Annotated in this window: 17 protein-coding genes and 2 pseudogenes; 5 read left to right on the top strand and 14 right to left on the bottom strand. The window is 59.4% G+C overall.

Going from position 1 to position 21,141, the window contains the following annotated elements:
* Positions 1-3: 3 nt before the first annotated feature.
* The 6 genes from ACM6IN_RS21800 to ACM6IN_RS21775 are packed head-to-tail and all read right to left on the bottom strand — an operon-like array spanning position 4 to position 4,237.
* A complete protein-coding gene (locus ACM6IN_RS21800; protein ID WP_095113450.1) occupies positions 4-1,683 on the bottom strand; it encodes an acyl-CoA synthetase family protein in 1,680 nt (559 codons plus the stop codon).
* Positions 1,680-2,225: a hypothetical protein gene (locus ACM6IN_RS21795; RefSeq protein WP_007909501.1), complete on the bottom strand. Its 546-nt coding sequence runs from the start codon at positions 2,223-2,225 to the stop codon at positions 1,680-1,682. Before ACM6IN_RS21795 ends, ACM6IN_RS21800 begins: the two co-directional genes overlap by 4 nt.
* On the bottom strand, positions 2,222-2,476 hold the full coding sequence (locus ACM6IN_RS21790; RefSeq protein WP_007909503.1) for an acyl carrier protein: 255 nt from the start codon (positions 2,474-2,476) through the stop codon (positions 2,222-2,224). Before ACM6IN_RS21790 ends, ACM6IN_RS21795 begins: the two co-directional genes overlap by 4 nt.
* Before the next feature lie 9 nt (positions 2,477-2,485).
* A complete protein-coding gene (locus ACM6IN_RS21785; protein ID WP_007909506.1) occupies positions 2,486-2,746 on the bottom strand; it encodes a phosphopantetheine-binding protein in 261 nt (86 codons plus the stop codon).
* Positions 2,727-3,536, bottom strand: a complete 810-nt coding sequence (locus tag ACM6IN_RS21780) for a lysophospholipid acyltransferase family protein (RefSeq protein WP_007909508.1) — start codon at positions 3,534-3,536, stop codon at positions 2,727-2,729. Before ACM6IN_RS21780 ends, ACM6IN_RS21785 begins: the two co-directional genes overlap by 20 nt.
* Positions 3,512-4,237 carry a beta-ketoacyl synthase chain length factor gene (locus ACM6IN_RS21775; RefSeq protein WP_007909510.1) on the bottom strand — a complete coding sequence of 242 codons (726 nt, stop codon included), beginning with the start codon at positions 4,235-4,237 and terminating at the stop codon, positions 3,512-3,514. Before ACM6IN_RS21775 ends, ACM6IN_RS21780 begins: the two co-directional genes overlap by 25 nt.
* A 356-nt stretch (positions 4,238-4,593) precedes the next feature.
* Between ACM6IN_RS21775 and ACM6IN_RS21770 the strand changes: the two genes are divergently transcribed.
* The gene (locus tag ACM6IN_RS21770) at positions 4,594-5,364 is read left to right on the top strand and encodes a ParA family protein (RefSeq protein ID WP_034152927.1); all 771 of its coding nucleotides are present in this window, start codon (positions 4,594-4,596) and stop codon (positions 5,362-5,364) included.
* 127 nt (positions 5,365-5,491) lie between these two features.
* Here the strand turns inward: ACM6IN_RS21770 and trxC are convergent, their stop codons facing one another.
* Positions 5,492-5,926, bottom strand: coding sequence for a thioredoxin TrxC (gene trxC / locus ACM6IN_RS21765; protein ID WP_414916688.1), 435 nt, complete (start codon positions 5,924-5,926; stop codon positions 5,492-5,494).
* A gap of 317 nt (positions 5,927-6,243) precedes the next feature.
* On the opposite strand from trxC, the gene ACM6IN_RS21760 reads away from it, so the two are divergent.
* Positions 6,244-6,636, top strand: a complete 393-nt coding sequence (locus ACM6IN_RS21760) for a helix-turn-helix domain-containing protein (RefSeq protein WP_177321051.1) — start codon at positions 6,244-6,246, stop codon at positions 6,634-6,636.
* Between the two features lie 7 nt (positions 6,637-6,643).
* Here ACM6IN_RS21760 and selO read toward each other — a convergent pair whose 3' ends face one another.
* From selO to ACM6IN_RS21735, 5 genes and pseudogenes are all read right to left on the bottom strand, one after another.
* Positions 6,644-8,107: a protein adenylyltransferase SelO gene (gene selO / locus ACM6IN_RS21755; RefSeq protein ID WP_414916687.1), complete on the bottom strand. Its 1,464-nt coding sequence runs from the start codon at positions 8,105-8,107 to the stop codon at positions 6,644-6,646.
* 48 nt (positions 8,108-8,155) lie between these two features.
* Positions 8,156-11,509 (bottom strand): mechanosensitive channel MscK, encoded by a 3,354-nt coding sequence (gene mscK / locus ACM6IN_RS21750; protein ID WP_007909519.1) that lies wholly within the window; start codon positions 11,507-11,509, stop codon positions 8,156-8,158.
* 34 nt (positions 11,510-11,543) lie between these two features.
* Entirely contained in the window at positions 11,544-13,286 is a 1,743-nt protein-coding gene (locus ACM6IN_RS21745; protein WP_007909521.1) for a potassium/proton antiporter, read from the bottom strand.
* A gap of 543 nt (positions 13,287-13,829) precedes the next feature.
* Positions 13,830-14,429 (bottom strand): annotated as a pseudogene (locus ACM6IN_RS21740) (methyl-accepting chemotaxis protein); the annotation flags it as partial.
* A 303-nt stretch (positions 14,430-14,732) separates the two neighbouring features.
* Positions 14,733-15,389 (bottom strand): annotated as a pseudogene (locus ACM6IN_RS21735) (MCP four helix bundle domain-containing protein); the annotation flags it as partial.
* Between the two features lie 345 nt (positions 15,390-15,734).
* Here ACM6IN_RS21735 and ACM6IN_RS21730 point away from each other — a divergent pair.
* Complete coding sequence (locus ACM6IN_RS21730) at positions 15,735-15,965, top strand: hypothetical protein (RefSeq protein ID WP_007909525.1); 231 nt, start codon at positions 15,735-15,737, stop codon at positions 15,963-15,965.
* Positions 15,962-16,264 (top strand): cell division protein ZapA, encoded by a 303-nt coding sequence (locus tag ACM6IN_RS21725; protein ID WP_414916686.1) that lies wholly within the window; start codon positions 15,962-15,964, stop codon positions 16,262-16,264. The genes ACM6IN_RS21730 and ACM6IN_RS21725 overlap by 4 nt, the downstream gene beginning before the upstream one ends.
* Before the next feature lie 57 nt (positions 16,265-16,321).
* On the opposite strand, the gene ACM6IN_RS21720 is transcribed toward ACM6IN_RS21725, so the two are convergent.
* A complete protein-coding gene (locus ACM6IN_RS21720; protein ID WP_414916685.1) occupies positions 16,322-16,693 on the bottom strand; it encodes a hypothetical protein in 372 nt (123 codons plus the stop codon).
* A gap of 251 nt (positions 16,694-16,944) precedes the next feature.
* On the opposite strand from ACM6IN_RS21720, the gene ACM6IN_RS21715 reads away from it, so the two are divergent.
* A complete protein-coding gene (locus ACM6IN_RS21715) occupies positions 16,945-18,882 on the top strand; it encodes a methyl-accepting chemotaxis protein (RefSeq protein ID WP_414916684.1) in 1,938 nt (645 codons plus the stop codon).
* A 201-nt stretch (positions 18,883-19,083) separates the two neighbouring features.
* Here the strand turns inward: ACM6IN_RS21715 and ACM6IN_RS21710 are convergent, their stop codons facing one another.
* Complete coding sequence (locus ACM6IN_RS21710; protein WP_414916683.1) at positions 19,084-20,886, bottom strand: acyl-CoA dehydrogenase; 1,803 nt, start codon at positions 20,884-20,886, stop codon at positions 19,084-19,086.
* Positions 20,887-21,141: the final 255 nt, after the last annotated feature.

The following is a 21,141-nucleotide window of genomic DNA, read 5'->3' as shown; positions in this document are numbered from 1 at the left end:
AGGTCAACCATGCTCTGCACCCAAAAGGATCCGCCCACTGGAGCAGGTCGCCGTGTCATTGCGATAAGCGAAATACAACTTGCCGCGCTCCAGATCAAACCGCAGATGCAGCTGAATTTCATCTCCGGGCCGCACCAATTGCTGGAATTTCAGCACTTCCATACCGGCAAACGGGCCGGTCAGGTTGAGCAATTGGCGACCCAGGTTCAACGCCCATTCCACCTGCACCACGCCGGGCAATACCGGCGCCTTGGGGAAGTGGCCGCTGAAGTAGGCAAGGTCCGGTGGCACGCTCAGTTGCAGGCTCCACTCGCCAGCGCTTTCGACTTGTTCCAGCACCTCGGGCGCTTTCGGTCGCGGCGCCATCAACAGCGCTTCGATATCGACCTGCGGCAGCTTGCCTTGGCTGTTCAACGGCAATTGCCGCACCAGCCGCCAGCGTCGCGGCAAAGCCAGCGCTTCGCAGTGTTGGCGCAAATGCTGGCGCAGGGTTTCGGTCAGGTTGCGGCGGCCGTGTTCCCGCAAGGCAAACAGGCCGGCCTCGCTAAGCACCAGCAGTGCACCGAGGGAGGCGCGATTTTCCTGCACCACGCCGAGACGTGCTTCGGCGACCCAGTCATGGGTCACCAGCGCTTGTTCGAGCATGGGCAGAGAAATGCGTTTTTCTTCGAGTTTGACGATCCGGTCCAACCGCCCCAACAGTTCGAAACGACCATCGGCGGCGATGCGCGCTGCATCAGCGGTGTGCTCGACGTGTCCGGCAGGCAGGTAAGGTGAAGCGATCAGTAGAGCGCCGTCGTTATCCTGGCTCAGTTCGACACCGGCGAACGGTTGCCACAGTTGTTCACCCTGACGCCAGGCAATGCCGCCGGTTTCCGAGCTGCCGAGAATTTCCGTCGGCCACTGCTGCAAGCGCTGTTGCAGACTCTGCGCGGCCTCAAGCGGCAACGCCCCACCGGAGGAAAACACCCGGCGTACGGCGCTCAGGGCTGGCCAGTCGAGGTTGTCGCCCATGCGTTTGAGCAGCGCCGGGCTGGCGACCCAGGCGAAGGCCGGGTATTCGCGGCTGGCGCGCTGCATATCTTCCGGGAAGGCCAGTTGCTGTCGCACAAAAGCGCGCCCGGCGCACAGCGGCCACAGCACGCGAAACAGCAAACCGTAGATGTGTTGGGTGGCGACGCTGCCGATGATGCAGGCCTCACCGAGGTCCGTGCCCCACAGTTGCTCCAGCGCTTCAACTTCGTTGGCCAGTTGGCACAGGGTCTTGTCGATGCGCTTGGGCTCGCCGCTGGAGCCGGACGTGCACAGGCTCAGACGGCACTGGTCGAGATCCAGTTCGGCGCCGGGCAATGGCGGCTGATTAAAGTCGCTCAGTTGCGCGTCATCGGCATGATCCGTCAGCCACAGATCGACGTCAGCGGACCAACGCTGGCGGGTTTGCGCTTGCAGGTCCGAGGGCAGCAGCACACTGACGCCGGCACGCCATGCGCCCAGCAAAGCGATGGCCAGTTCGGCGGCGTCCTCAAGATGCACAGCCAGGCGCTTCACGCCCTGCGCTTGCAGACCGGCGGCAATGCTCAGCGCCTGTTCGCACAGGTGCGCGTGATCGAGGGCCGGTGCGTGGCTGATGGCCCGCGCCGGCACAGGCTTGAGCAACAGCTGCTCAAGTTTTATCCAATTCATGTGCGGCCTCTTACCCGTTGTCGTATCAGCCATTCAATGGCAAACATCAGGCCGATCAATCCATAGGAGATCAGGCCGGTGTACAACATCCACCAATTCAGCGGCGCCCACAGGGTCAGGAGGGCGGCGCACAAACCGTTGCAGAAGAAAAACACGCTCCAGGCCACCGTGACCTTTCGCGTATAGCGAATCGCAATGTCCGGCAACTCTGGCTCACGCAAGCGCGCCAGGCGCTCGACCATCGGCGGACCGAATTTCAGGCTCAGGCTGAACAGCACCAGCATGAAACCGCTGATCAGCACCGGATACCAGCGCAGCAACAGCGGGCTGTCGAACAGCGCCAGCAGCAGGCAGAACACAATGGCCACGCCAGCCATCCACAGGCTGCCGGGCTTGCGCTCGCCGGTCAGCGCCCGTGCCAGCCAGAGACTGCCCAACAGCAGGCCGAACTGCCACGGAGCAAAATGCTCCATGCCGAAATACACCGCAAAGGGATACAGCAGACCGGCCAGCAGCAGGCCGAGGCCGATCAGTCGGCTCATGCGGCCGGTTGAACCAGACGGTAGACCGCCTCGACCACGTCACCGACCGTGCGTACCGATTTGAATTCTTCGGCGGCAATTTTCTTGCCGGTCTGGCGCTTGATGTGATCGATCAGGTCGACCGCATCGATGCTGTCGATTTCCAGATCCTGATACAGATTGGACTCCAGGCTCACACGGGCAGGATCCAGTTCGAACAGCTCGACCAAGGCATCGCGCAGGGTGTTGAAAATATCGTCACGAGTTTGCATGGTCCGGTCTCAAGCTGCCTGTTTTGCCGTGACGAACGCCGCAAGGCTGGCCACGTTGGTGAAATGGTTACGGGTGTCTTTGGCGTCGGCGTCGATCTTGATGCCGTATTTCTTCTGGATGGCCAGGCCCAGTTCCAGCGCGTCGACGGAATCCAGGCCGAGGCCTTCGCCGAACAGCGTCTGCTCGTCGCCAATGTCGTCGACGCTGATGTCTTCGAGGCCGAGGGCATCGATGATCAGCAGTTTGATGTCACGGTGCAGATCGCTCATCTTCGGCGAGCTCCTTAATGAAATAGGTGTGCAAATAATCGTTGAGCTTGCGCGAGGCTTGCGGTGCGGGTCCCTGCGCGGCGAAAGTCTGTGGGTCTATATCGGCCCCGACGCGAAAACTGAAGTGCACGCGGCGGCGGGGGATCCGATACCAGGGTTCGGCTTTGGTCAGTGTGGTCGGGCTGACCTTGATGACCACCGGCGTGAGGATTTTCGCACCGCGCAGGGCAATTGCCGCAGCGCCCCGATGGAAGGCTGGCGCCTGCCCCGGCTGGGTGCGCGTGCCTTCCGGGAAAATGATCAGGGTCTGGCCGTTTTGCAAGGATTGGGCGGCCGCATCGAGCATGTCCATGCTGCCGTCGTTGCTGATGTATTCAGTGCTGCGCAACGGGCCACGGGTGAAAGGGTTTTCCCACAGGCTTTTCTTCACCACGCAATTGGCCTGGCGCACCAGACCGATCAGGAACACCACGTCGATCAGCGAAGGATGGTTGGCAATGATCATCTGCCCGGGTCGGCCGAGACGTTCGGCGCCCTGAATGTCATAGGTCAGCACGCCGGTCCGGGCCATGAACCGCACGAAGAACCAGAACAGCCGACTGACGGTCTCCCTCGCGCGTTGGCGATGCGAGACGGCGTCACCGGGCAGGCAACCCAACAACGGAAACACCAGCACACGCAGGCACAGCCCGCCTAGCCCGAACAGGGCAAAGCTTGCGGCGGTGGCCAGCAGGCGCCAGTAATAGGCATCGCGGTTTTTTTCGGTCACGGGTTGCGTTGCCAGGTCCATACACGATTTTTCCAGGCATGTTGGCAAAGGGGTTGCTGGCCGAGCAGGGTGCGCAACAGATTAAGCGCGTGAGGCCAGTGCGCTTTTGACCGTGTTTCTGTGGCGCTGTTCAGGGTCAGCCGCCAGTCGGTACCGGGGGTGAGCAAAAGACCGAGTGCGTAGGGAAACGGCACATCATCGATCCACGCCGAATAGGCTTCGGGCGGTTGTTCTTCGGTGATCACCAGCAGCACTGCCGGAGCGCCTTCGTTGAGCAGGGCAGCGGCTTCCAGCATGCCGTGCTCAAGGCCGTCGCCAGCAGCGGCGAGGGCGGTCATTTCGCTGGTTTCACCGCGCATGATCGACCACAGGCCGATGATCGCGTTGTGCACCGACAGGCTGAACTGCGTCGGTGACAGCGGCTGTTCGTTGGCCAGATCGCTGAGGATCTCGTAGGTACGCGGGGTTTCGCCGTGACGCGAAACAAACACCAGCGGCAGATTCTCCCGTCCGTCGGCGAGGGGCCAGCCAACGCTGAACGCCATGCGTGCCAGTCGGCTGAGGCGACGGCGCTGCATGGCCGGCAAAAACGACACATCGGGCGCGGCATCACTGCGCTGGAGCACGACCGGTTGTCGGCTCCAGGCCTGCCAGGCGTCCACGCCGTCGAGGCCTGGGGCCCACGCGCGCCATTGGGCGATGTTGAAGTTGATCACGGACATTCATCCCGCCCCTGCGGGCTTTTGTTGACGCATTGAGTCGCCCAAGCCGCGGCAGGCTTGACGTGGCGCAGGGCGCCGAGTGGCGCGCATTATCCCGGTGAGAGGAGTGTGTAGCAAATGCTGGTTACATTTTGCGCAATGAAATGTACCGAATGGTTCGCAAGAAAACTGTCACTTGGCCATTATCCAGGTTGTCGGCGGCTTGTCTGTCGGGTATCTCGGCGATCAATGGCGGTTTTTACCCTAGCTGTCCGTGGATTTTTGCTCCTGACTCTGTAGTCCGCGTCCATGAAGGTAGCGAAGCAACGTCGCGCACATCTACACTCGGTCATTCTTTGATACACGGAGGTTTGGTCATGCGGCGCGTGGTGTTCAATCAGAAAGGTGGCGTAGGCAAGTCGAGCATTGCCTGCAATCTGGCGGCGGTCAGCGCCAGCGAGGGTTATCGCACGCTGTTGGTCGATCTCGATGCCCAGGCCAACTCCACTCAGTATCTGACCGGGCTCACCGGCGACGACATCCCGATGGGTATTGCCGACTTCTTCAAGCAGACCCTGTCTTCCGGCCCGTTCTCGAAAAAGAATCAGGCGGACATCTACGAAACCCCGTTCGACAACCTGCACATCATCACCGCGACTGCCGAGCTGGCCGATTTGCAGCCCAAGCTTGAGGCCAAGCACAAGATCAACAAGCTGCGTAAGTTGCTCGACGAGTTATCCGAGGATTACGACCGGATTTACCTCGATACGCCGCCAGCGCTGAATTTCTACGCGGTATCGGCGCTGATTGCCGCTGATCGCGTGTTGATTCCTTTTGATTGCGACAGCTTCTCCCGTCAGGCTCTGTACGGCCTGATCGCGGAAATCGAAGAGTTGAAGGACGACCACAACGAAGGTCTGGAAGTCGAAGGCATCGTGGTCAACCAGTTCCAGGCCCGGGCCAGCCTGCCGCAGCAGATTCTCGATGAGCTGATTGCCGAAGGTTTGCCGGTACTGCCGGTGTATCTGACCAGTTCGGTGCGCATGCGCGAATCGCACCAGGCCAGCATGCCGCTGATCCACCTCGATCCCCGGCACAAGCTGACCCAGCAATTCGTCGAACTGCACAATTTGCTCGAAGATCACTGATCTCTTGAGCTACGCAGATCCCCTGTAGGAGTGAGCCTGCTCGCGATAGCTTCCTTTCAGTCACTCAAGTGTTGGCTGACAGGACGCTATCGCGAGCAGGCTCACTCCTACATTGTTTGACGGTGTGTCAGATACCCTGACTACGCAGCCACGCGATCAACTGCGGCAACGGAAATGCGCCACTCTGCCGCGCCACTTCCTTGCCGTTCTTGAACAGAATCAAACTCGGAATCGAGCGAATCCCCAACTGCGCCGACAACTGCTGATGGGCCTCGCTATCAAGCTTGGCCAAGCGGCACTTGCCCGCCAACTGCGCTGCCGCCTGCTCGAACACCGGCGCAAACGACTTGCACGGCCCACACCATTCCGCCCAGACATCCACCAGCAACGGCAGATCCCCCTTGATCTGGCTGGCGTAATCGCCTTGCTTGAGTTCGAAGGGTTTGTTCAGCAGCACAGCGGATTTGCAGCGTCCGCACTTGGGCTGGTCCGCAAGGCGCTCGGCGGGGATGCGGTTGAGGCCGTTGCAGGAGGGGCAGGGGATGAGGAGTGGTTCGGACATGATGGGCTCTCAGGCAGGAAGTCTATGAGACTGATCTGGAGGCAAAGTCGCGATTATCAAGGAATTGATCTGTAGGTCATTACCTTCCTCAGTTGAGGAAAGGGCCTACGCACGTCTGCGCGGAGGCTGACTATCTGTATTTTATCTAATCGGTCATCTTGTGCAGATCTGAGCGAAATACCATTCCTATGACCGCCAAGACAGTTAAACGCCTTCCACTCTCGGAGCTTTTGAAGGGCTCTGAATATCTAAAATTCTTAAATGCCCAAACGGTTTTTTCTCTCGCCGGGAGCTCTGTTGGATTTGAGAATGTTTGGATTGATTCCGGCGCGGACCAAAACCCGGGTTTGTTTCCTCGCTCGCTGCATCGGCCAGAAAACGAAGACGACTACGATGCTTTGGTATTGGCAGTCGACGAACTGCTGGAAATTACCGGCGATGATGAGTCGCACCCGTTGATGAGCCTGGTCGACATCATCGGTGACTGGATCGAAGAATTGGATCACACCCATCACCCCATGGCCCAGGCAAGTGGCGAAGAGGTTCTCGGTTACATGATGCGTGAACACGGCCTGACTCAGAGCGACTTGCCGGGTGTTGGTACTCAGTCGGTTGTGTCGGAGATTTTGAACGGCAAGCGCAAGCTTAACTTGCGCCAGATTCGTTGGTTGGCAGAGCGCTTCAATGTGCCAATCGATGTGTTTACCTGATGTTGGTTCAGGAAGAACAACTGATCTCCAAATGCTTGCCCCACTCCGGCGGTCGCTCGGCATAACCCTCCATCCCCGGCTGCTCTTCAAACGGCTTGCTCAGCACCCCATGCAGCCGGCGTACTTCTGAGTAATCCCCTTGCTCAGCCGCATCGATAGCCTTTTGCGCCAGATAATTGCGCAGAATGTACAGCGGATTGACTGCATGCATCCGCGCGCGGCGCTGTTCCTGATCAGCATCGCCATCGCGGGCAACCCGGGCGACGTAGCGTTCGCCCCAGGCGTCGAAACCCTTGATGTCGACGAAGTCATCACGTAGGCGGGAAACGGCCTGTTCGGCGGATTCTTCACCGAGACGGCGGAAGAACAGCGTGTAGTCGACGCCGCTGTTCTGCATCAGTTGCAGCAGGTCTTCCAGCAACTTCTGGTCGTCTTCCTCGGCGGTGGTGAATCCGAAGCGGCGGCGCATCAGGTCGAGGTAGTGCGCCTGGAACAATGGCAGGTACAAGCCGAGGGTTTCGCGCAGAGCTTCGACACTGATGAACGGCGTCAACGCCTGCGCCAGCGCGCTGAGGTTCCACTGGCCGACCGGCACCTGATTGCTGAACGAGTAACGCCCCTGATCATCCGAATGGTTGCAGATGAAGTTGGCGTCGAAATCGTCGAGGAAGGCGAACGGCCCGAAGTCGAAAGTGATGCCGAGGATCGACATGTTGTCGGTGTTCATCACGCCGTGGCAGAAACCGTAGGCCTGCCATTTGGCAATCAGTTCGGCGTTGCGTTCGACGATTTCGCGGAACATCGCCAGATACGGTTCAGGTTGTTCCCGGCATTCGGGGAAGTGCATCGCCAACACGTGTTCGCCGAGCTGCTTCTGCTGCTCGGGGCGCTTGGTGTAATAGAAGTATTCGAAGTGGCCGAAGCGGATGTGGCTCGGCGCCAGACGCAGGACCATCGCTGCGCGTTCCTGCTTTTCGCGCCAGACCGGGGTGTCGGAACCGATCACGCACGCCGCGCGCGACGAAGGAATGTTCAACGCGAACAAGGCTTCGGAGGCAAGGAACTCGCGGATCGACGAACGCAGCACCGCACGGCCATCGCCCATGCGCGAAAACGGCGTCTGCCCGGCACCCTTCAGGTGCAAATCCCAATGCTCGCCGGCAGTGTTGTAGACCTCCCCGAGCAGCAGCCCGCGACCATCGCCGAGTTGTGGCGTGTAACCGCCGAACTGATGCCCGGAATAGATCATCGCCCGCGGCTCGGCATCGGCCCATAGCTTGTGGCCGCCAAACAGTTCGGCAAATTCGTTGGTTTCGGCGGTCGTCGGATCGAGATCGAGCAATGCCAGGGCCGCCGGGCTCGCCACGACCAGACGCGGATTGTCGATCGGCTCGGGCAGCACGTGGGCGGAGAACGCATCGCCCAGGCGGGCGAAGCGATTGTCGAAGGTCAGTTCGTCGAGGGCTTTCAAGGGCCGGCTCCAGCAGAATGTCCGAGCATTCTGCTGGGATTAGACCGGTTAGTCGAGTTTGGCCGGCGGCGGCTCTTGCAACGGTTTCTGATCGTCGGCAATCGGCACGATGGTTTTCGTTTCCGGCTCGATCGGCACCATCTTGTATTCCTGTCCGTGCAGGTTCTTCAGATAAACCTCCATCTGGCGGAACGAGATGTTGATGTGCTGCTTCTTGAACTCGCGGTTGATAAAGCGGTTGACCTCATCGAGCACCGGGTTGCGGTCACCGAGGTCGCGCACGTGCATGCGCAACTCGTGGTCGAGGGTGCTTTCACCGAAGTTGAGGAAGTACACATGCGGCTCGGGTTCCTTGAGCACGCGCGGGTTCTCGCGGGCAGCCTTGAGCAGCAGTTCCTTGACCAGATCGAGATCGGAGCCGTAGTCGACGCCGAGTTTCAGCGTGACGCGGGTGATGGTGTCGGTCAGCGACCAGTTGATCAATTGCCCGGTGATGAACGTCTTGTTCGGGACAATGATGTCCTTGCGGTCGAAGTCGGTGATGGTCGTGGCGCGGATGCGGATCTTGCTCACCGTGCCTGAGAGGTTGCCGATGGTGATGGTGTCACCGATCCGCACCGGGCGTTCGAAGAGGATCATGATGCCGGAGATGAAGTTTGCAAAAATCTCCTGCATGCCGAAACCGAGGCCGACCGACAGCGCCGCCACCAGCCATTGCAACTTGTCCCAACTCACGCCCAGCGTCGACAGGGTCGAGACGAAGCCAACGCCGGCAATCACATACGATAGCAGCGTCGTGGTCGCATAAGCACTGCCCTGCGCGAGATTGAGCTTGGACAGCACGAACACTTCGAGCAGGCCCGGCAAGTTGCGCGCCAGAGCAAAGGTGATGCCGATGATGATCAGCGCACCAAGCATGTCGCCGATGCTGATCGGCACCATGCTCATGTTGGCGCCGGTGCCGCTGGTGTATTCGTAGAGGGTGATGTTGTCGAGGTACGAGAACACCGAGATCAGGTCCGACCAGACCCAGTACAGCGCGGCGATGAAGCCGCCGAGCAGGGCCAGGCGGATCAGGCGCAAGGACTGTTCGTTGACCTTTTCGATATCCAGCGTTGGCTCTTCGATCACCGCTTCGCCGTCGCCGGCTTCTTTCGCCGCCTGACGTTTAGCCAGGGCGCGCTGGTAGGCCAGGCGCCGCGCTGCAACGCTCAGGCCACGGACGAAGGTGGCTTCGATCACCAGCCAGAACATCAGCAGGTACAGGGTGTTGATCAGTCGGTCACTGAGTTTCAAGGCGGTGTAGTAGTAGCCGAAACATACAGCGACAAAAAGCGCGATCGGCAGCAGGGTGAACATCACGCCGACGGCTTTGCGGAACAGCGAGGCGTTTTCGTGGGCCGGGCTGCTGATCAGCAAGCGACTGAGCAGCCATGCCATCAACGCGTAGCAGGTCAGCACCACTGGCATGCCGAGTACATCGTCGGCGAGCGCCGCCGGTTGCAATTCGGCGACCGCCACCACGGCCACCAGCGCCATGACCACCAGCCCGAGCCGGCGTACCCAGCCCTGAAGGAATTCGACCTGGGGTTTTTCCCAGCGAAAGTGCAATTCGGCCACACCGCCGGGCGCAAGGATTCGATAGGCGGTGTAGAACACCAGCCACGCCTGACCCATCTGCAGGAGCGCTGCGCCCATGTTGGCGTTCTGGCCGCGCGCGTCGATCTGCAAGGCCAGTCCGCACAAGGCGAGGCCCAGCGCCACCGGCATCGCCAGCAGAATATTGATCAGAATGGCCTGCGGTGTGTGCCACTGGCTGTCGCGTTTGAAATGGCCGATGTCCTGGTGAACCTTGTTCAGGCGACCGTAGAGACTTTTGCGGCGCCACAGCAGTGCGCCGATCAGCAATGCCAGAGGCAGAAACAGCAGTGGTCGCTGGGTCAGGCCGTCGGTCAGCTCGCTCAGGCTGGAGGCCCACGGCAGTGTGTCAACCTGACGTTTCAACCGCTCCGGTACACCCCGCATCCACTCCAGATCCAGAGGCTTGTTGCTGGGAATCCAGAACATTTGCTCATCGAGGGTCGCACGCAGGCTCTGCGCGGTGCTCAGCAGTTGTTTCTGGTTGAGTTGCAGGGTGATCGATTCGTTGAGCATCGAGCTCAATTCGCGGTTCAGGCGCTCCAGCAGATCGACGCGGGTGTTGGCCAGATCCAGCAGGCTTTTACGCAACTGCGGGGTGACTTGTTCCGGCGGCTGAGTGGCCAGCAGGCTGTCGACATAGGACGCCGGATTGCTCAACAGTTCACGCTGCTGGCTGACGTCGAACTGATACAGGCGAATGTCGGCGATCTGATCCGCCAGATCACGATCGACCTTGAGTCGTGGCAGGGCTTGTTTCTGTTTGTAGAGAATCTTCGACAGCAACAGGCTGCCCTTGAGCACGTTGATCTGCTCATCGAGGGCCGCATCGCTCTGGGTCAGGGAGTCGAGTTGCTGCTTGGTCTGCAGGTTCTGCTGGGTGACTTCGTTGAGGCGGTCGGTGCTTTTGAGCAGATAGTCGGAGAGCTTGAGGTTGGCTGAGCTCTCAGTGGCGAGCAAGCTGCTGCTGCCGGCCTTTTGCGCTTCGATCGACTGCTGGGTCACGGTTTCCTGCGACTGCGCCAGACGTTTCTGATTGATCAGCGTCTGCAGTTCCTGGATCTCGCGGTCGAGGCGGTCGGACTTCTCCGAGAGCAGGTCATGCTGGGCGTTGCCCAGATCCTGCAACTGGCTGTTGCCGGCCAGCTCCTGGCGGCGTAAAGGGATCAGCGCGTTCAGCGCTGCGAGTTCCGCGTTCAACTGATCACGTTGCTCGCTGCTGACGGTCTTGCCGGCGTCCTTGCCGGACTTGAGGATGTTGTTGATCTGCTGGATGCGCGTCTGGCTGGCGGAAATTTCCGCCTGGGCGCGCTCGGGACGGGTCTGGGCAGTGATGATCAGACTGTTGGCGTCGGCCAGCGCTTTTTGCAGATCGCTTTGCTGGGTCGAGCGATCCGTCAGGATCTGCTCCAGCTGTTGGATCGACTCCTTGGGAAAACGCTGTGCCACCGGCACGACCGCCGTGGCCTTTAGGCGCGTCAGTTCGCGAGTGTTTTCGATCGTCTGCTTCGGCGCCGTGGCTAGCTGCTGTTTGAGGTCGATCAGCTTTTGTGCGTAATCACGCTGATTGTTCAGTTGAGTCAGCGTGCTCTGCAAGATGGTTTGCAGGGCCTTTTTATCGGCATCTGGCAGTTTGCTGTCGGCCAGCTTGTCGAGACTGGCCTGCACGGCGTCGCTGGACGGTGGTTCGGCGGCGTACAGCGGGCCGACAGTGAGACTCAGGCCCAGCAGGGCCGCGGCGAAAAAGGAGCGCAGGGTAGGCATAGAGACCGGTCAAGCAAGTGAGAGTGGACGCAGTTTAGAGGAAGAGCCCGGGGCCCGGGCGACTTCCTTCGGGGAATCTGACGCCCACTTTGCCGATCTTGTTCCCGTCCATGACCGCAACCGTCCAGTGGGTGTTGTTCCACTCCACCTGGTCGCCGACGATGGGTGCGCCACCGACTTTGTGGGCGATGAAGGCGCCCAGGGTCATGTCCGGATCAATACCCTCGGCCGGCAGGCCATAGAGTGCGGCAACCGCTTTAAGCTGGGCGTCTCCTTCAAGCACGAAATCACCGAAGAAGCGCAGATCGAGACCGCGCTGCGGCGCTTGGCTGAACAGTTTTCCGAGGGCGCCGAGGTTGTGTTCATGGCCGATAACACACAGTAAATCATCGACTTCCAGCACCGTACTACCCGACGGATGGAGCAGTTGCTGGCCACGAAACAAGGCGGCGATACGTGTGCCTTCGGGCATTTTCAGTTCGCGCAGGGGCGAACCGATGCACCATTTCTCCGCACCGAGCTTGTAAACGAACAGCTCCCATTCGCTGGTGACGTGGACTTCCAGCGCCGCCCGGGAAATCGGCGCAGGCTCCGGCGGTACCGTGACTTTCAGCAGCTTGGCGACCCACGGCAGGCTCGTGCCCTGCACCAGCAGCGACACCAGCACGATAAAGAACGCGAGGTTGAAGTACAGCTGCGCATTCGGCAGCCCGGCCATCAGCGGGAACACCGCGAGAATGATCGGTACCGCGCCGCGCAGGCCAACCCAGGAAATAAAGGCTTTTTCGCGACCGTGGAAGGCCTTGAACGGTAGCAGGCCGACCATCACCGACAGCGGCCGCGCAAACAGAATCATCCACAGCGCCAGACCGAGAGCGGGCAGGGCGATCGGCAGCAAATCGTGCGGCGTCACCAGCAGGCCGAGCACCAGGAACATGCCGATTTGCGCCAGCCAGGCCATGCCGTCGAGCATATGCAGAATGCCGTGGCGGCTGCGCACCGGGCGGTTGCCGATGACCAGACCGCACAGATAAACGGCGAGGAAGCCGCTGCCGTGCAGGGCGTTGGTCAGGGCGAACACCACCAGACCGCCAGCGATCACCAGAATCGGATACAGGCCGGCGGCCAGATTGATCCGGTTGACCAGTTGCAGCATCAGCCAGCCGCCACCGAGACCGATCACGCCGCCGATGCCGAACTCGCGGATCAGATGGGTCAACAGGCTCCAGTGCAGGCCGGTCTGGCCGCTGGCGAGCATGTCGATCAAGGTCACGGTGAGAAACACCGCCATCGGGTCGTTGCTGCCGGATTCGATTTCCAGGCTGGCCGTCACCCGTTCGTTCAGGCCTTTACCACCAAGCAACGAGAACACCGCTGCGGCGTCGGTTGAGCCAACGATGGCGCCGATCAGCAGGCCTTGAATCAGATTGAGGTCGAACAGCCATGCCGCTGCCATGCCGGTCAGGCCAGTGGTAATCAACACCCCGACCGTGGCCAGCGATAACGCCGGCCATAGCGCCACGCGGAAACTCGACACCCTCGTGCGCAAACCGCCGTCGAGGAGGATCACCGCCAGTGCGAGGTTGCCGACCAGATAGGCCGTCGGGTAGTTATCGAAAATGATCCCGCCGCCATCGACCCCGGCGGCCATGCCGACTGCAAGAATAATGACCAGAATCGGGATGCCGAGACGGGAGGAGAGGGAGCTGACGAGAATGCTTGCGCCTACCAGCAACGCGCCGATCAAGAACAGGCTGTTGATGGTCGTCGCATTCAAAGGCAGTACTCCAGAAGCGTAAAGACGGGCACAAACTGACCATGCAGTCTGCGTGCCAGCGATTCTAACCTGTTGAAATGTGATGCTGTCAAAAAGGTTTTTCAGTGTGGCATCAGGTTTTGTGTTCGGCGGGCGATTGCTGCCCTCACCCTAACCCTCTCCCGGAGGGAGAGGGAACTGATCGAGGTGTTTGTGCGAGCTACATCGACCTGAAATTTCGAGTCGAACTCAGACTTTGAAATGCATAACGATCTGCTCCTTTTCCCCCTCTCCCTCTGGGAGAGGGGACTGATCGAGGTGTTTGTGCGAGGTACGCCGACCTGAAATTCCGAGTCGAGCTCAGACTTTGAAAAGCATGAAGATCTGCTCCCTTTCCCCCTCTCCCCCTGGGAGAGGGAACTGATCGAGGTGTTTGTGCGAGCTACATCGACCTGAAATTCCGAGTCGAACTCAGACTTTGAAAAGCATGAGGATCTGCTCCCTTTCCCCCTCTCCCTCTGGGAGAGGGCTGGGGTGAGGGGCTTTTGACCTTAATCTCAAAATTTACAGGCTGAACCGCCCAACCATGTTGTTCAAATCCAGCGCCAACCGCGACAGCTCATTGCTCGCCGCACTGGTCTGATTCGCGCCAGTCGCCGATTGCACCGACAAATCACGAATATTCACCAGATTGCGATCCACTTCCCGCGCCACTTGTGCCTGCTCTTCAGCGGCGCTGGCGATCACCAGGTTGCGCTCGTTGATCTCGACGATGGCGGTGTTGATGGTGTCCAGCGACATGCCGGCACCACGGGCGATGTTCAGGGTCGACTCGGCACGCTCGGTGCTGTTGCGCATCGAATCCACGGCGTGTTCGGTGCCGCTCTGAATGCTGCCGATCATCCGCTCGATTTCGCTGGTCGACTGCTGAGTGCGATGCGCCAAGGCACGTACTTCATCCGCCACCACCGCAAAACCACGGCCGGCTTCACCGGCGCGTGCCGCTTCAATCGCTGCGTTCAGTGCCAGCAGGTTGGTCTGATCGGCCAGACCACGAATCACATCCAGCACTTTGCCAATGTCGCGGGATTCATTGGCCAGATCGCCGATCAACGACGCAGTGCTTTGCACATCGGCGCTCATGCGTTCGATGGCGCTGACCGTTTCCTGGACCAGATCACGACCATCACCGGCCGAGGTGGTGGCATTCTTCGAGGCTTCCGAAGTGCTCACGGCGTTGCGCGCGACTTCTTCCACAGCGCTGGTCATTTCATTGACCGCAGTGGCCGCCTGTTCAATTTCGTTGTTCTGCTGAGTCAGGCCACGCGCGCTTTCGTCGGTGACGCTGTTCAGTTCTTCCGCTGCCGAAGCCAACTGAGTCGCCGAGCCGGAAATACGCTGCAGGGTGTCACGTAGCTTCGATTGCATCTTGGCCATGGCTGCCAGCAGGCGGCCAGCTTCGTCTTCACCGTCAACGTGGATCGGCTGGGTCAGGTTGCCTTCGGCGATGGTTTCCGCAGCTTCCAATGCGTTGGAGATCGGCTTGGTGATGCTGACGGTCAGCAGCCATGCGAAGAGAAATGTCAGGCCAGTGGCGATCACCAACAGCGTGACCACAAGGTTGAAAGACATCGAAAACTGATCGCTCGCGCCTTTATCCGTCTCGGCGATTTGCTGAGTGTTGATCTCCAGCAAACGCGCGAGGGCGGTGTTCACCGCTTCCGAGTTGCTCAGCAAGTCCGAGTTGAGCATCTGCCGCAGTTCATCGATCTGATTGTTGCGCGACAGGGTTTTCATCCGGTCTTCGAGCTGGCGGTACTGCGCGAGCAACTGTATGTATTGATCATAAGCCGCGCGTTCTTGCGGGCCGTCGATCAACGGCTCGTAGGCGCGCTGGGCGTCGGCGATCTGCTTGTTGCGCAACTCGAACAGTTCGACAGTCTTTTGTTGAACGTCCGGTTCACGGTTGATCAGCAACCGATACGACAAAACACGCAGGCGCAGGGTCAGTTGGGTGAACTCGTCGAGGGCCTTGATCGAAGGCACACTGGCCGTGGCGATGTCTTCGCCTGCTGCGCGGATTTTGCTCATCTGATTAAGCGCAAACACGCCGAGAACCAGCATCAGGCCGCCGATCAGGGCGAAGCCGGTAAACGCCCGTGGGGCGATATTCATATTGCGAAGGGACATGGGGCGGATACCAAGAGAGGGCCGCGTCCATGCGGGCTGAGACTGCTGTATGGATGACTTATCGGTCATGCGACTAAAGTCTTGAGGTGCTGTGCGTATTTGTCGCAGAAGGGCTTGGGCGACGAAGTGCAGGAACCAGATCGGCAGATCACAGTCTTTAAAACTCGCGAGAACGGTCGGCCGCCAGGAAAATCAAGGCTTTGCGCCGGTTTAACCCTGGCATCCGTGATGACTTTTCTTTATCGTACGCGCCCTTTGAAAAACGCTTGGAAGATCAAAATGTTGGAAGCATCCCTCAGCCAATTGGAACAGCTCGTCAGCGACCTGGTGCAACAGAACCAGACCCTCGCGCAAACCAACCAGACCCTGTCCACGGAACTGGCCCAGGCCAAGGATGAAAACGAAAGCCTGCAACTGAACCTGATGGAGCAGGAAGAAAAGCACGGCGCCACCGCCGCCCGCATTCAAGCCCTGGTTGATCGCGTCAACGCAGGTCCGGTCAGCGCATGAACCACCACACAGCAGGGGTAAAAGTCGTCTCCATTCTCGGGGAGGACTATTCGATCAAGGCACCGGCCGGGGAAGAACAGACCCTGCTGGACGCGGCCATGATGCTCAAGGCAGCGCTGGACGACACCAAGCGCAAATACCCGACACTGATCGGTGACCGCTTGCTGGTGCTGGCGGCGATGAATCTGTGCTCGCAGCAGATCGAAATGAAGAAGCAACACCAGGAAGAACTCGACCGTTACCAAGAGCAAGTCAGCGCCACGGTCGACACTATTGCCAAGACCATTAGTCAGGGTTGAAGCGCGTTTTGCAGCGCCTCGGTACTTCGAGGCGCTCATATATGAACGGCTCTGTGTTTATTGAGTTTTAGTCACTGGTTGCCAGTAAACCTTCCTCGACCATTCTCCATTGGTTTGCTTCGTAAACTCTCCGTGGGACACCCTATAGGTCGTCTTATCGATCGTCACCTCATCTCCGTGTGAAAGCAGGTTTATATATTCTGATCCTGCGATCGGCTGAGTTGTACTGAACGTCGCGCCTGAGAACGTGGTGATCGTAGCTTTGTAATGGATTACGGGGAAAACCATGACTTCGGTAAAGTGTTTTCGGGTGATCATCGATAGCATGCTGGATCCGTCGACAAAGTCGCCGATCTGCGCTGATTTCACAAACGTATCGTTGTCAGACATTGTCTGTACAAAGCTTTCCGCTGGACTTGTATCAGCCATGATCTTTCTCCTGCTAGTACAGCATGAGTCTGTGAAGCGAATGCTTGGGCACAGACAGGGAAACTGCAATCTATGCCAGGCGATGCGACCTGTAACCTGTCAGAGTTGACAGTGTTCTCGCCATGAAAACGGCCCGCTTTTTGCTGGTCGAAGATCACTGCATCAAGGTTTGTCTCTTGTTTGCGTGATTTTTGTATACATCTGGCGCGACAGTTGCAGTGTTTCAGCCTCTTATTCTTTGGGGGTGCTCCATGCAGTTGTGGCGACGCAGTATTCAATGGCAGCTGATTCTCAGCATGGGCACCGCCCTGCTGGTCAGTATCCTGATCGTGGTTGGCATTTATACCCTGGTGGTCAACCGCCTCGCCCAGAGTTATCTGGTCGAACAAGCTCTGCCGTCGAGCATCGAAGCGACGCGCAACGATATCGAACGGATCCTTGTGCAACCGCTGACAGCGGCCAAGGATATTGCTAGTAATACGATGGTCCGTGACTGGCTCGCCTCAGGCGAAGACAGCAGCAAAACGGCTGGCTTCGCGCAGTATCTGGAAGGCATCCGCGCCGAACATAAAGCTTTCACCGCTTTGATCATCGGCACCGAATCCAATCATTACATCACCGAAAAAGGCCTGGATCGCACCCTCAGTCGCTCCAAACCGGCTGACGCGTGGTTCTATTCCTTCCTCGACAGCAATCAGCCGCGCACCCTCAATATCGACAACGACGGCGCCACCGGGGAATTGGCGCTGTTCATCGATCTGAAGGTCGAGCAGGCCGGCAAAGTGGTCGGCGTTGCCGGGCTAGGCTTGAGTATGAAAGAGCTGTCGGAGCTGATTCACAACTTCAGCTTTGGTGAGCGCGGCAAGGTCTATCTCGTGCGCTCCGACGGTTTGATCCAGGTGCATCCCGAAGCGCAGTTCAGCGGCAAACGCACCTTGAACGAGCAGATCGGCGCCAATGCGGCGCAGGCCGTCATGGGCCAGAAAACGGCGATCAGCAGCAGCTTCCAGAGGGATGGCGAAGACTTCCTCGCCTTCAGCCTGCCGTTGCGCGATTTGGGCTGGACTCTGGTGGCCGAAGTGCCGCATTCGCAGATCTATGCCGAAGCCCGTAAAGCGATGTGGATGAGCGGCGGTATCGGTCTGGCCGTAGCGCTGGTGTGCCTCGCTTTGGTGGTGTGGCTGGCGCAAGGGCTGGTGCGGCCGATTCGTCAGGTAACAGCGGCGCTGGTAGCAATCGGTAGCGGCGGTGGAGATTTGACCCACCGGTTAGATTCCAGTCGCGCCGACGAGCTGGGCGATCTCGCCCGAGGCTTCAATCGTTTCCTCGACAGCCAGCGCGGGATGATCGCTGAGGTACTGACCACCAGCGAGCGTTTGCGCACTGCTGTGGGGCAAGTGGCGAAAGTCGTCGAGAACACCGCTGAACGTTCTGGCCGTCAGCAGGAAATGACCGACATGGTCGCAACTGCGGTTCACGAGATGGGCCTGACCGTGCAGGAGATTGCGCAGAACGCTGGTAACGCGGCACTCGCTTCGCAAACTGCGCGGGATGAGGCGATGCAGGCGCGGGAAGTGGTCGGCGGCTCGATTCGGCATATTGAAAGCATGTCCGATGAGATTGGCGTCGCGGCTGGCGCGGTGGGTGAATTGGCGCACCAAGTGGCGTCGATCGATTCTGTATTGGCGGTAATTCGCGGGGTGTCCGAGCAGACCAATCTGTTGGCGCTCAATGCCGCCATCGAAGCGGCGCGCGCCGGTGATATGGGGCGCGGCTTCGCGGTTGTTGCTGACGAAGTGCGCACTTTGGCGCGCAGGACGCAGGCCTCCACCGACGAAATCCAGCAGATGATCGGCAGCCTCAAGCAAGGCGCGGAAAACGCCGTGTCGTCGATGCGCACGGGGCAGGCGGCAACTGGCACCGGGGTTGAATCGAGCCAGCGCACCGGGGCATCGCTGACAGCGATTACCGGGCAGGTCGAGCGCATCAGTGACATGAACCATCAGGTGGCGACGGCGACGGAGGAGCAGTCGGCGGTGACTGAGGAGATCAACCGCAATGTGCAGGGGATTTCCGATCTGGCGCGGGCGACGGCGGGGGAGGTTCGGGCCTGTCGTGAGGATTGTCAGATGTTGCAGAGGCTGGCGGATGATCTGGCGCGGCAGATGGGTGGGTTCAAGTTGAGTTGAGTGTTGAGCCAGAAAAGCCCCTCACCCTAGCCCTCTCCCAGAGGGAGAGGGGACTGACCGTGGAAAATTCAGGAGGTACGCCGACCTGAAAGTACTGTACTGAATCCATAGTCGATGCGGTTTTTCAGGTCGATGTATAGCGTCAGACACCTCGGTCGGCCCCCTCTCCCTTTGGGAGAGGGCTGGGGTGAGGGTTGGCTTTTAGAACCACGCATCCTGCATCGCCAGACACGTATCATCCCGCGCCTCCAGCAACGCCAGTTCATGGTGACAACCCGGCACTTCCCACGTCAGAAAATACCGCGCCGCCTGCAACTTGCCTTTATAGAAGTCAGCATCCGCCGCATTACCCTTGGCCAACCCTTCCTCGGCACGAATCGCCTGCTCCAGCCAGCGCCAGCCAATCACCGTGTGGCCGAACACCTTCAGGTACAGCGCCGAATTCGCCAGGCTGCTATTGACCTTGCCCTGTGCCAGATCGGTCAACAAACCGATGGTCACCGTTTGCAGGCGCGCGACCAGTTTCTCTAACGGCTCACGCAACGCGGTCAGCGATTCATGCGCCGTTGCGCGCTCTGCCGTGGTGGCGATCAGACGAATCAATTGCTTCAGTCCCGCGCCACCGTTCTGCGCCAATTTACGCCCGAGCAAGTCCAGCGATTGAATGCCATGGGTGCCTTCATGAATCGGGTTCAAGCGGTTATCGCGGTAATACTGCTCCACCGGATATTCGCGGGTGTAACCGTGACCGCCAAGAATCTGGATCGCCAGTTCGTTGGCCTTGAGGCAGAACTCCGACGGCCAGGATTTGACGATCGGTGTCAGCAGATCCAGCAACTCATGCGCCTGCTTGCGCTCGGCTTCGGATTCAAGCGTCGTGGTGTCATCGAATAGCCGCGCTGCATAGAGGCCGAGGTCAAATGCACCTTCGACGTAGGACTTTTGCGTCAACAGCATACGTCTGACATCGGCGTGCTGAATGATCGCCACCGGTGCTGTGGTCGGATCCTTACTGTCCGGCACGCGACCCTGTGGCCGCTCGCGGGCGTACTCCAGCGAGTACAGGTAACCGGCATAACCGAGCATCACCGCGCCCATGCCGACGCCGATCCGCGCCTCGTTCATCATCTGGAACATGTAGCTCAAGCCGTGGTGCGGTTTTCCCACCAGATAACCAACACACTCACCGTTATCGCCGAAGTTCAACGCTGTGGAGGTGGTGCCGCGCCAGCCCATCTTGTGAAACAGCCCGGCCAGCAGAACATCGTTACGCTGGCCGAGGCTGCCGTCATCGTTGACCAGAAACTTCGGCACGATGAACAGCGAGATACCTTTAACGCCCGCAGGTGCGTCGGGCAGCTTGGCCAGGACCATGTGCACGATGTTTTCCGAGAGCGGGTGATCGCCGCCGGAAATGAAAATCTTGTTGCCCTTCAGGCGATAAGTGCCGTCGGACGCCGGCTCGGCGCGCGTACGAATATCCGACAGCGATGATCCTGCGTGGGGCTCGGTCAGGGCCATGGTGCCGAAGAAGCGGCCATCGATCATCGGTTGCAGAAAGCGTTGTTTCTGTTCGTCCGTGCCAAAGCTCTCAATCAGGTTCGCCGCGCCCATGGTCAGGAACGGGTAGGACGTTGAAGCCGCGTTGGCTGACTGGAAATGCGCGAAGCAGGCTTGCGACAGCAGTGTAGGAAGCTGCATGCCGCCGGCGTCGAAACTTCTCGCGGCGTTGAGGAATCCGGCTTCAAGGAAGGCATCCACCGCTGGTTTCACTTCAGGAATCAGAATCGCCTTGCCATCTTCGTAGCGCGGTTCGTTCTCGTCGCCCTTGCGGTTGTGCGGGGCGAAGTACTTCTCGGCGATGTTGCGCGCGGTGCCGATGGCGGCGTCGAAGGTCTCGCGGTTGTGCTCGGCAAAGCGCTCACGCCGGGTCAGGCCCTCGGCATCAAGGACTTCATACAGCTCGAAAGCCAGATTGCGGGAACTGAGCAGCGTCTCGGACATGGCGGCCTACCTGAAATTGGGGTTGGGCCGAGTCTAGGCGTGCTGATAAAGGCTGAACAGGATGATTGATGGGCGTGATACAGAAGCAAAAGATCGCAGCCTTCGGCAGCTCCTACACCAATTCCTGTAGGATCTGCCGAAGGCTGCGATCTTTTGATCTTTTGTAGGAGTGAGCCTGCTCGCGATAGCGGTCTGTCAGTCAAACAAATGTGTCTGATAGATCGCTATCGCGAGCAGGCTCACTTCTACAGGGGA

Origin of the sequence: Pseudomonas sp. IT-P395, assembly GCF_949767675.1 — a bacterium.
GTDB lineage: Bacteria > Pseudomonadota > Gammaproteobacteria > Pseudomonadales > Pseudomonadaceae > Aquipseudomonas.
Note: the sequence above shows the minus strand (reverse complement) of the source record. Positions and strands in the feature narration are given on the sequence as shown.